The following is an 11,548-nucleotide window of genomic DNA, read 5'->3' as shown; positions in this document are numbered from 1 at the left end:
ATGGGCCTTACATACAAAAAAGCCGGCGTCGATGTGCGCGAAGGAAGCCGTTTTGTCGAGGCGATAAAGAAATATACGAAGTCGACGGCGCGCAAGGGCGCGGACTGCAGGCTCGGCGGGTTCGGCGGGCTCTTTGATCTCAAGGCGGCCGGATATAAGGACCCGGTGCTCGTCTCATCCACCGACGGGGTCGGCACGAAATTAAAGATCGCATTCCTGGCGGGCAAGCATGATACCGTCGGCATTGATATGGTCGCGATGAACGTCAATGACATCCTGACCTCGGGCGCCGAACCGCTCTTCTTCCTTGATTATATCGCTACCGGAAAGATAGATAAAAAAGTCCTGACCGATGTCATGAAGGGCATCGCCGAGGGATGCAGGCAGGCGGGTTGCGCGTTGATAGGCGGCGAGACCGCGGAGATGCCGGCGTTCTATAAAGAAGGCGAATATGACCTCGCCGGATTTTGCGTCGGGGCGGTCGAGAGGAAGGGGATAGTCGACAGTTCGAAGATAAAGGCCGGCGATATCGCGATAGGGCTTGCCTCGAACGGCCTGCATTCGAACGGGTATTCATTGGTCAGGAAAGTATTTTCACGGGCCGAGCAGAAGGCCCTTTCAAAAGAGCTGCTCCGTCCGACGAGGATATATGTCAAGCCCATATTGGAACTGAAGAAAAAAGCGGAGATAAAAGGCATCGCGCATATAACCGGCGGCGCCTATTTCGAGAAATTGCCGCGCATCGTTCCTAAGGACAAGACCCTTGTCATCGAGAAAGGCTCATGGGTAGTCCCGGAGATATTCAGGAGAATACAGCGGAAGGGAAAGATAGACGAGATAGAGATGTTCCGCACCTTCAATATGGGCCTTGGGATGATAATCGTGATCGACCCGAAAGATTACGGGACCGCTAAAAAGATATTTGATAAATGGAAGATAGATTCGTGGATCGTCGGTTCGGTGGATAACGGGAAGGCAAAGTCCCGCGCGAAGCGAGGGGGCAAAGTAAGGATAATATGCGGGTTTTAGTGGTCGGTTCGGGCGGGAGGGAGCACGCGCTCGCCTGGAAGATAAGGCAGTCGCCGCTGGTCGACAAGGTATTCTGCGCGCCGGGGAACGGCGGGATATCGCAGATCGCCGAATGCGTAGATATAAAAGCCGATGACATAGCCGCCCTGACAGCTTTCGCCTCGAGGAATAAAATGGACCTTACCGTCGTCGGGCCTGAGGCGCCGCTCTCCGGCGGTATAGTGGATAAATTCTGCGCGAACGGCCTCAGGGTATTCGGTCCGTCAAAGGAGGCCGCGCGGCTCGAGTCGAGCAAGGTCTTCATGAAAGAGCTCGCGAAAAAATACGGCATCCCGACCGCGAAATTCGAGGTCTTCACCGACAGCGATGCCGCGAAAAAATATATAAAAGGATTTAAGGGCAGGTTTGTCGTGAAAGCGGACGGGCTCGCCGCAGGAAAAGGCGTAGTCGTCTGTTCCGAAAAAGAAGAGGGGATCGCCGCTGTAGAGGCGATGATGGAACGTAAGATATTCAAGGACGCGGGAAAAAAAGTGGTGATCGAGGAATGCCTCGAAGGCGAAGAGGCGTCTATCATAGTCGTCACTGACGGGAAAGATGCCGTCCCCCTCGCCTCGGCGCAGGACCACAAGAGGATATTTGACGGGGACAAAGGCCCGAATACCGGCGGTATGGGCGCGTATTCGCCCGCGCCTGTCGTCCCGGAAGCGATGATGGATGCGGTGATGAAAGATATAATCAAGCCTGCGATAGAGGGGCTGCGCAAAGAGGGAATAAAATATACCGGCGCCCTGTACGCGGGGCTGATGATAGACGGTTCCGGGCCGAAGCTGCTCGAGTTCAACTGCAGGTTCGGAGACCCCGAGACCCAGGCGATACTTCCCCGCTTAAAAAGCGATTTCGTCGAATTGATCGAGGCCTCGGTGGACGATGAGATAGATATCGCCCTGCTCGAGTGGGACGAGAGGCCGTGCGTCTCGGTAGTGCTCTCTTCGGGCGGGTATCCGGGGGAATATAAGACGGGTTTCGAGATCGAGGGGCTGGATGCCTTGGAAAAAATGAAAGATGTCCACATCTTTCATGCCGGCACGAAGATATCCGACGGGAAGATCGTGACCGCGGGCGGCCGGGTCCTTAGCGTGACGGCGCTCGGCCCGGACATACAAGAGGCGATAGCGAGGTGTTATAACGCCGTAAATTTCATAGAGTTCGAGGGGATGCATTTCAGAAGGGATATAGGCTACAGGGCGCTAAACAGGAGATAATAGAAAATGGCGAATCCAAGGATCGCGGTCATATTAGGTTCAGATTCAGACCTTCCGGCGATGGAAGAGGGGCTTAAGGTATTGAAGGATTTTAAAGTGCTTTTTGAGCTTAAAATAATGTCTGCCCACAGGAGCCCGGGCCTGGTGCATGATTTTGCGAGGTCGGCGGAGAAGAAAGGCATAAAGGTCGTAATAGCCGCCGCCGGCGGAGCCGCGCACCTGGCCGGAGTCATCGCGTCCCTGACTAGATTGCCGGTCATCGGAGTCCCGATGGAGACGAGCAGCCTTAACGGGATGGATTCCCTCTTCTCGACGGTGCAGATGCCTTACGGCGTCCCGGTCGCGACGATGGCGATAGGAAAATCAGGCGCGAGGAACGCTTCTATATTTGCGCTGCAGATCCTGGCCCTAAGCGACAAGAAGATCGCCGGGGAGCTCAACGCCTTCAAGAGAAGGCTTGAGGCCGACGTAATAGCGAAGAATAAAAAACTGAAGATATGACGGAAGTCCTGCGTGTCAACGCTTCGAAACCCGAAGCGGCGAAGATAAAGAAGGCGGCCGCGGAGCTTAAAAAGGGAGGGTTGGTGGTTTTCCCGACCGAGACTGTATATGGCCTCGGCGCGAACCTCCTCGATAAAAAGGCGATAAAGAAAATATATGAAATAAAGAAGCGCCCGAAGAACAAGCCGCTTACGGTGCACGTAGCCGATACGGCCTCGGTCAGGAAGATAACCGGAAAGATACCGGCCGGCGCGGAGAGATTAATAAAAAAGTATTGGCCGGGCCCGTTGACGATAATATTGAGGGACAGCCGCGGAAAAAAAACCGGTTTCAGGATGCCGGACAATAAGATCGCCTTCGGCCTGATAAAAAAAGCAGGCGTCCCGGTCGTCGCGCCCAGCGCGAACATATCGGGTAATAAACCGCCGACGAGCGCCGCGGAAGTATTACGCGACCTCGACGGGAAGGTCGATATCGTAATTGACGGCGGCAAGACGGCGATCGGCATCGAGTCTACGGTCGTAGACATGACCGGCCGCAGGCCCAAGGTATTGCGCGAAGGCGCGATACCGAAAGCGGAGATCGAGCGGATATGATAAAATCCGTATTGATGGTATGCACCGGCAATTCATGCCGCAGCGTCATGGCCGAGGGGCTTTTTAAAAAATGGCTCAAAGACCACGGCTGCGGCGATGTCAGAGTCGCCTCGGCCGGGATAGCGACGATCCCCGGGATGATGGCAAGCTCGAACGCGATAGACGTGATGAAGAGGGAGCATGTGGACGTATCGTCCCACCGGGCGCAGTCCGTCTCCGGCCGCTTGATAGGGGAATACGACCTGATCCTATGCATGGAGCCGGTGCACGTGGCGGCGGTTACCGGGATTTTGCCCGAAGCCGAGGGCAAGACGCACCTGCTTTTGGATTACGCCTATAGCGGCGACAGCGAGAAACCCAAAAACCTCAGGGTCGTCGACCCGATCGGGAAACCGAAAGAGGTCTATGAATCGGTCCTTATGACCTTAAAAGACGCGATAGAAAAGTTAGGGAGGAAGATATGCGGATAGCTGTCGGCGCCGACCACGGCGGTTACGACCTTAAAAACAAGGTCATAAAATACCTAAAGTCGAAAGGCTATGAGATAAAGGATTTCGGGTGCTATACGCCGGAATCGTGCGATTATCCCAAATACGGGTTCCTTGTCGCGGAAGCGGTCGGGAAGAAAAAATTCGCGCGCGGCATATTGATATGCAAAAGCGGGATAGGCATGTCGATAGTCGCTAACAAAGCCCGCGGCGTGAGGGCCGCCCTCGTCTACAATATCGAGGACGCGCGCTCCTCCCGCGAGCACAATGACGCGAACGTCATAGTCTTCGGCTCGAGATCGATGAACAATTATAAAGTGAAGAAGATATTGGACGTGTGGCTTTCGACGAGGAGGCTCGGCGGGAGGCACTTAAGGAGGGTAAAGCAGATATCCGACCTGGAGGCGTGTAAATGAAGAATCTCAAGAGGGTGGATCCGGAGATCTACGAGGCGATAATAAACGAGACGCGCCGCGAGGAGGAGAATATAGAGCTCATCGCGAGCGAGAATTTCGTAAGCCGCGCTGTCCTTGAGGCGCAGGGCTCGGTCCTTACGAACAAATACGCCGAGGGCTATCCGGCCGCGCGGTGGTACGGCGGCTGTGAGCATATAGACGCCGCGGAAAAACTTGCCATCGAGCGCGCGAAGGAATTGTTCAAGGCCGAACACGCCAACGTCCAGCCGCACTGCGGTTCGTCGGCGAACATGGCCGTATATTTTTCGGCGCTTAACATGGGTGATACGGTCATGGCCCTCGACCTCGCTTGCGGAGGCCATCTCACCCACGGCCACAAGGCGAATTTCTCCGGCAAGTATTTTAACATCGTCCCTTATATGGTCGACCGCAAGACCGAGATGCTCGACTACGACGAGATAGAAAAGTCGGCCCTCCAATGCAAGCCGAAGATGATACTCGCCGGCGCCTCGAATTATTCACGCTCGATAGATTTCAAGAGGTTCCGCCAGATATGCGACAAAGTGGGCGCGTTTCTCATGGTCGATATGGCCCATTTCGCCGGTCTTGTCGCCGCAGGCATACATCCGGACCCGGTCCCTTACGCCGAATTCGTGACTACCACGACGCACAAGACCCTGCGCGGCCCGCGCGGGGGCATGATCTTATGCAAAAAAGAGTTCGCGAGAAAGATCGATTCGATGGTCTTCCCCGGCATCCAGGGCGGGCCGTTGATGCATGTCATCGCGGCGAAAGCGGTTTCATTCAAAGAGGCGTTGAAGCCTGAATTCAAGGACTACCAGAACCAGATATTGAAAAATGCGCGCGCGCTGGCGTCCGAATTCCAGAAACGCGGCTATAGGATTGTCTCGGGCGGGACAGACAACCACTTATTCTCGCTGGACCTCAACAGCAAAGTCCTCAGCTCTGCTGAGGATAAAGGCCTGAACGGCAAGGACGCCCAGGAAGCCCTCGACAAGGCCGGCATAACCGTGAACAAAAATACGATCCCTTACGACCCGAATCCCCCGGCGAAACCGAGCGGGGTAAGGATAGGCGTTCCCGCCGTCACTACGCGCGGCATGAAAGAGAAAGAGATGGAGGAGATAGCCGGGCTCATCGACGAGGTTTTAAGCAATATCACAGATGCGGCGGCCGCAGGCCGCGTAAAGGAAAAAGTGCGCGCAATGGTAAAGAGATTCCCGCTCTATCGCGACCTTTTGAATGAGGCTTAATATGGCTAAAAAAAATACAATAAGAAAGAGACGGCCGGACTGGGACGAATATTTCATCGGCATAGCGAAGCTCATCTCGGAGCGTTCCACATGCCTGAGGCGCGCGGTCGGCGCCTTGATCGTTAAGAATAAAAGGATACTTACCACCGGCTATAACGGGACGCCGAGCGGCATTACGCACTGCGAGGTTACGGGCTGCCTCAGGGACAAGCTCAAGGTCCCGTCGGGCGAGAGGCATGAGCTCTGCCGCGGCCTGCATGCGGAACAGAACGCCATAATCCAGGCGGCGCTCCACGGGGTCGATATACACGGCGGGACTCTCTATTGCACGAACCAGCCGTGCTCTATCTGCGCGAAGATGCTGATAAACGCCGGCATAAAAGAGATAATAATGGAATCGGGATATCCGGACGAGATGGCGAAGAAATTTTTTGAAGAGGCAGGCGTGGAGATAAGGATGGCCAAGTCGGGTAAGAAAAGATGAAATGCCCATTTTGCGGTAACATAGAAGATAAAGTGATAGATTCCCGCATCTCGGCCGAAGGCGACTCTATCAGGCGCAGGCGCGAGTGCCTCAAATGCCAGAAGAGGTTCACGACATATGAGCGGCTCGAAGAGCATCCCATGATGGTGATAAAGAAGGACGGGAGGCGCGAACCGTTCGACCGCAAGAAGCTCCTCTCAGGGATACTCAAGGCCTGCGAGAAACGCCCCGTCCCCATGGATAAGGCCGAGGGGATGGTAGACGAAGTCGAGAGGATCATCCAGCGCAACTACGAAAAGGAAGTCTCCTCTACGGCGATAGGTGAATTCGTCATGAAACAACTCCACGACCTCGACGAGGTCGCCTACGTCAGGTTCGCTTCGGTCTACCGCCAGTTCAAGGATATAAACCAGTTCATGAAGGAGCTCTCAGGCTTGCTCAAGGAAGGGCAGAAGCCCGACGAGAAGAACAGGTATTGAAAGAAGCGCTTTACTGGGAAAAGACGGATGGCTCGGTCCACTGCCTGCTTTGCCCCCACGATTGCAAGATCGTAAACGGCATCACCGGGGTCTGCGGCGTACGGCAGAATATCGACGGTAAGCTCTATACTCTCGTCTACGGCGAAACGACTTCAGCGTCGCTTGATCCCATCGAGAAGAAGCCCCTCTACCATTACCATCCCGGCGAATTCATATTCTCGCTCGGGACCAAAGGCTGCAACTTCAAATGCCCGTTCTGCCAGAATTGGGCGATATCGCAGGACCTCGATGCGCCGACCCGGAATATAACTTCGCAATGGGTGATAGATAAGGCCAGGGAATGCAAATCGTTCGGCATCGCCTATACCTATAACGAGCCGTTCATATGGTACGAGTTCGTCCTCGAGACCGCGAAACTCGCGAAAAAAGAAGGCCTCGAGAACGTCCTGGTAACGAATGGTTTTGTAAATCCGGGACCGCTGGAGGAGATGCTCCCGTTCATCGGCGCGATGAACATAGACCTCAAGTCCATCGACGACGAATTCTACAGGAAATACTGCAAGGGCAGCCTCGGGCCCGTCCTGCACACGATAAAGAGGTCGGCCGAGGCGTGCCATGTGGAACTGACCAACCTGGTCATACCCGGGCTGAACGATTCCGAAGAGAATTTCAACCGTCTCACGGATTGGATATATGATAATGTCGGCGCGGATGTGCCGCTGCATTTTTCGAGGTATTTCCCGTGCTACAAGCTCGACCGGCCCATCACCTCGAAGGAGACACTCGAGAAGGCTTATAAGATAGCGAAAAAGAAATTAAGGAACGTCTATCTCGGGAATATTTAGCGCCGAGCCGGATAACTTCCTTGACAATACAGCCGGTATTCTGCTATCCTGATTGCACCTGCGATACAAAGCCGTATCGGAAGTTTTCTGCAACAGAGCAGCGAAGCAAACCTAGAGACAAAGACGTCTTCAGCCACATTCTTTTATGCGTTGGGGCGCATTTATTTTCTAAAAAAAGGAGCCAGCCAAATGGCAGCAAAGAAGATCGAAGATTTCATGTCGAAAGTCATGGAGAGGGATCCTGCGCAGCCCGAATTCTACCAGGCGGTGCAGGAAGTCGCGGAATCTGTGTGGGATTATATCGGCGACAATCCCAGGTACCAGGAAGAGAAGATACTTGAGAGGATGGTCGAGCCGGAGCGGGTCTTTATGTTCAGGGTCCCCTGGACAGACGACAAGGGCAACATCCAGATAAACCGCGGTTTCCGTATACAGATGAACAGCGCGATAGGCCCGTATAAAGGCGGCCTTCGTTTCCATCCCAGCGTAAACCTGAGCATACTGAAATTCCTCGCTTTCGAACAGGTATTCAAGAACGCGCTTACGACGCTTCCCATGGGCGGCGGAAAAGGCGGCTCGGATTTCGACCCTAAGGGAAAGTCTGACGCCGAGGTGATGAGGTTCTGCCAGAGTTTCATGACAGAACTCCAGATGCATATCGGCCCGGACACGGACGTGCCGGCCGGCGACATAGGGGTAGGCGGCCGCGAGATAGGGTTCTTGTTCGGCCAGTACAAGAGATTGCGCAACGAGTTCACCGGCGTATTGACAGGCAAGGGCCTGAGATGGGGCGGAAGCCTCGTAAGGCCGGAAGCGACCGGTTACGGCTGCGTATATTTTGTCGAAGAGATGATGAAGACGAAGGGCCAGAGCCTCAAGGGCAAGACCTGCGCGGTATCCGGCGCCGGTAATGTCGCCCAGTATACCGTCGAGAAGCTCATCGATCTCGGGGCGAAAGTGGTCACGCTTTCGGACTCGAACGGCTTCATATACGACGAAGGCGGCATCGACAAGAAGGAATTGAGCTGCGTCCTCGACCTTAAGAACGTACGCCGCGGCAGGATCAAGGAATGCGCGAAAGAGTTCAAGTGCAAATATTTCGATAACCAGCGCCCGTGGGGCATCAAGTGCGATGTCGCTTTCCCGAGCGCCACACAGAACGAGATATCCGGCGAAGACGCGAAGATGCTGGTCAAGAACGGGTGCATCGCCATAGGCGAAGGCGCCAATATGCCGACTACGCCTGAGGGCATCAAGGTATTCCAGAAGGCGAAGATCCTCTACGCGCCCGGAAAGGCCTCGAACGCCGGCGGCGTCGCCACATCCGGACTCGAGATGTCCCAGAACAGCATGAGGCTGTCATGGTCGCGCGAAGAGGTCGACAACAAACTGCACGATATAATGATCGCCATACATGAACAGTGCGTCAGGTACGGCAAGGAAGGCAGTTACATAAACTATGTCAAGGGCGCTAACATAGCCGGTTTCGTGAAAGTAGCCGACGCTATGATAGACCAGGGCTTGGTTTAACCGCTGTAGAGTAGATAGGCCGGACAAGGGCGTCCCTAAAGGGCGCCCTTGTTTTTTTAGGAGAGTACATGGTCAGCACCGGCTTTAAAGGCCTCGATAAGGTAATAACCGGATTAAGGATCGGCGATAACGTAGTCTGGCAGATCGACGATATCAGGAATTACCAGGATTTCCTCGGCCCGTTCGTCAAGAAGGCCCTCGAAGAGAAGAAGGAAGTCGTCTATATAAGGTTCGCGGACCATAAGCCCCTGCTCGAGGCGGCCAAGGGCGTAAAAATATACAAGCTTAACGCCCACGAAGGATTCGAGTCGTTCTCCACCCAACTTAACAGCATCATAAAGGAGCGCGGCGAAGGCGTCTATTACGTATTCGATTGCCTCTCCGACCTGCTCTCGGCGTGGGCGAACGACCTCATGATAGGGAATTTTTTCAAGATAACGTGCCCGTATCTCTACGAGCTCAATACCATAGCCTACTTTTCGATACTGCGCAACAGGCATTCCTTCAAGACCGTCGCCCGCATCCGCGAGATAACGCAGCTCCTCATAGACGTCTACGAATACGAGGGCAGGTATTATGTCCATCCGCTCAAGGTCTGGAACAGGTATTCGCCGACGATGTTCCTGCCGCACCTCATGAGCAAGGACCGTTTCGTGCCGATAGCGAACAGCGTCGATACCGCGCGCCTCTTCTCGAATATCCTCAAGAAAGGCGCAAAGAACACCCGCAGGATACTCGATTACTGGGACCGCCTCTTCATGAAGGTGGAGGACCTCGCCTCAAAGGCGGGCTCGCAGGACGAGAAGAATGAGATGATAAAGCAGCTCTGCAGGATAATGATAGCGCGCGAGGAGAAACTCCTTTCGCTGGTCGAGGAGTATTATTCCCTCGAGGACCTGCTCGGCATCAAATCAAAGATGATAGGCACGGGTTTCATCGGCGGCAAGGCCGTCGGCATGCTTCTCGCGAGGAATATGCTCCTCAAGGAGCGTTCCCTGGGCATGGAGAAATATTTCGAGCCGCATGATTCTTTCTATGTTGGTTCGGACGTCTTCTACACTTATATAGTCGAGAACGGATGGTGGAAGCTCAGGATGGAGCAGAAGACGAAGGAGGGATATTTTTCCGTAGCCGAGGCGCTCCGCGAAAAGATGCTGGGAGGGGTCTTTCCGGAAGAGATAAAAGAGCAGTTCCGGCAGATGGTAGAATATTTCGGGCAGTCGCCCATAATCGTGCGTTCCAGCAGTTTGCTGGAAGACAGTTTCGGCAACGCCTTCGCAGGAAAATACGAGAGCATATTCCTCGTGAACCAGGGTTCGCCGGAGGAGAGGTACAATAAGTTCACGGAGGCGGTGAGGCGCATATACGCGAGCGCCATGAACAAAGACGCGCTGGCATACCGCCTGCAGCGCGGCCTCGACCAGGCCGATGAACAGATGGCCCTGCTGGTCCAGAGGGTGTCCGGCGCTTATCATTCGGATTATTTCTTCCCGGATATCGCGGGCGTGGGGATATCGTATAATACGTTCGTCTGGAACAAGGACATGGACCCAAAGGCAGGGATGCTAAGGATAGTGGCGGGCCTGGGGACGCGAGCCGTCAACCGCGTGGAAGGGGATTATCCCAGGATAGTGGCGCTCGATATGCCCCTGGTCAAACCGTTGGCCGGCGCAAAAGATATGCAGAGGTTCTCCCAGCACGACCTCGATGTGCTGAACATCAAAGAGAACAGGCTCGAGGCCGTGCCGCTTAGGAAGCTATTGGCCGATAAGGTAGAGATCAACCTTGAATATACCGGTGCCAGAGATTACGAGGCGGACCGCCTCGCGGAAGAGGCGGGAAAAGCCGCCGAAGAGCGCTGGATACTGACTTTCGACAAACTTTTCTCCGGGACGTCATTCGGCGAGACGATGCAAAAGATGCTTAAGCTCCTCGAAAAACGTTACGGATACCCGCTCGATATCGAGTTCACCGTGAATTTCAAGAAAGACGGGACATTCCAGATAAACCTCCTGCAATGCCGTCCCCTGCAGACGAAGGGCCTCGGTAAAAAAGTGGAGTTCCCGGAGAATATCAAGAAGGAAGACATCGTCTTCCGCTCAAAAGGTTCTTTCCTGGGAGGGAATATATCCCAGCCCATAAAGAGGCTGATATTTATCGATCCCCAAAAGTACAGCGCGCTGCCGCTCTCTTCAAAGTACGATATCGCCCGTGCGGTAGGGGAGCTCAATAAACTCATCACTGACAGGGAAGCGTTGCCGTGTTTCCTCATGGGGCCGGGCAGATGGGGCACGACTACGCCCTCGCTCGGCGTCCCGGTCTCTTTTTCCGAGATAAATAATATGGCCGTCCTGGGCGAACTTGCGTTTGCCGGGGCCAATTGCGCCCCCGAGCTCTCATTCGGCACGCACTTCTTCCAGGACCTGGTGGAGACGAGCATATTCTATGTCGCGCTCTTCCCCGAGAGCGGGCAGACCCTCTTCAACCGCGAGATGATCGATTCCTGCCGGAACCTGCTCAGGAAACTGGCGCCGTCATACGGCAAGTATGAGGACGTCATAAAGGTCTGCGAGCCTGCCAACAGACAGACGCGCCTTGTCGCCGACATCGTTTCCCAGGATATCCTTATGTTCTCCCGATAAGG

The 11,548-nt window shown here is 54.5% G+C and carries 12 protein-coding genes; all 12 read left to right on the top strand.

Going from position 1 to position 11,548, the window contains the following annotated elements; translation table 11 throughout:
* The gene (gene purM, locus WC317_04640; protein MFA5339422.1) at window positions 1-1,029 is read left to right on the top strand and encodes a phosphoribosylformylglycinamidine cyclo-ligase; all 1,029 of its coding nucleotides are present in this window, start codon (window positions 1-3) and stop codon (window positions 1,027-1,029) included.
* Window positions 1,017-2,291 (top strand): phosphoribosylamine--glycine ligase, encoded by a 1,275-nt coding sequence (gene purD, locus WC317_04635; GenBank protein MFA5339421.1) that lies wholly within the window; start codon window positions 1,017-1,019, stop codon window positions 2,289-2,291. The genes purM and purD overlap by 13 nt, the downstream gene beginning before the upstream one ends.
* A 6-nt stretch (window positions 2,292-2,297) precedes the next feature.
* A complete protein-coding gene (gene purE, locus WC317_04630) occupies window positions 2,298-2,792 on the top strand; it encodes a 5-(carboxyamino)imidazole ribonucleotide mutase (protein ID MFA5339420.1) in 495 nt (164 codons plus the stop codon).
* A complete protein-coding gene (locus WC317_04625; GenBank protein ID MFA5339419.1) occupies window positions 2,789-3,388 on the top strand; it encodes an L-threonylcarbamoyladenylate synthase in 600 nt (199 codons plus the stop codon). The genes purE and WC317_04625 overlap by 4 nt, the downstream gene beginning before the upstream one ends.
* Window positions 3,385-3,858: a low molecular weight protein arginine phosphatase gene (locus WC317_04620; protein MFA5339418.1), complete on the top strand. Its 474-nt coding sequence runs from the start codon at window positions 3,385-3,387 to the stop codon at window positions 3,856-3,858. Before WC317_04625 ends, WC317_04620 begins: the two co-directional genes overlap by 4 nt.
* On the top strand, window positions 3,849-4,292 hold the full coding sequence (gene rpiB, locus WC317_04615) for a ribose 5-phosphate isomerase B (GenBank protein ID MFA5339417.1): 444 nt from the start codon (window positions 3,849-3,851) through the stop codon (window positions 4,290-4,292). The genes WC317_04620 and rpiB overlap by 10 nt, the downstream gene beginning before the upstream one ends.
* Window positions 4,289-5,566, top strand: a complete 1,278-nt coding sequence (gene glyA / locus WC317_04610) for a serine hydroxymethyltransferase (protein MFA5339416.1) — start codon at window positions 4,289-4,291, stop codon at window positions 5,564-5,566. Before rpiB ends, glyA begins: the two co-directional genes overlap by 4 nt.
* A gap of 1 nt (window position 5,567) precedes the next feature.
* Window positions 5,568-6,050 carry a cytidine/deoxycytidylate deaminase family protein gene (locus tag WC317_04605; protein MFA5339415.1) on the top strand — a complete coding sequence of 161 codons (483 nt, stop codon included), beginning with the start codon at window positions 5,568-5,570 and terminating at the stop codon, window positions 6,048-6,050.
* Entirely contained in the window at window positions 6,047-6,529 is a 483-nt protein-coding gene (gene nrdR, locus WC317_04600) for a transcriptional regulator NrdR (protein MFA5339414.1), read from the top strand. Before WC317_04605 ends, nrdR begins: the two co-directional genes overlap by 4 nt.
* Window positions 6,526-7,374 (top strand): AmmeMemoRadiSam system radical SAM enzyme, encoded by an 849-nt coding sequence (gene amrS / locus WC317_04595; GenBank protein ID MFA5339413.1) that lies wholly within the window; start codon window positions 6,526-6,528, stop codon window positions 7,372-7,374. The genes nrdR and amrS overlap by 4 nt, the downstream gene beginning before the upstream one ends.
* 189 nt (window positions 7,375-7,563) lie before the next feature.
* Complete coding sequence (gene gdhA / locus WC317_04590; protein ID MFA5339412.1) at window positions 7,564-8,904, top strand: NADP-specific glutamate dehydrogenase; 1,341 nt, start codon at window positions 7,564-7,566, stop codon at window positions 8,902-8,904.
* Window positions 8,905-8,972: 68 nt separating this feature from the next.
* Window positions 8,973-11,546 (top strand): PEP/pyruvate-binding domain-containing protein, encoded by a 2,574-nt coding sequence (locus tag WC317_04585; GenBank protein MFA5339411.1) that lies wholly within the window; start codon window positions 8,973-8,975, stop codon window positions 11,544-11,546.
* Window positions 11,547-11,548: the final 2 nt, after the last annotated feature.

It is taken from the genome of Candidatus Omnitrophota bacterium, from assembly GCA_041653595.1.
In the GTDB taxonomy this organism is placed as follows: Bacteria; Omnitrophota; Gorgyraeia; order Pluralincolimonadales; family Pluralincolimonadaceae; genus Pluralincolimonas.
This window is presented reverse-complemented; position numbering and strand designations above follow the sequence as displayed.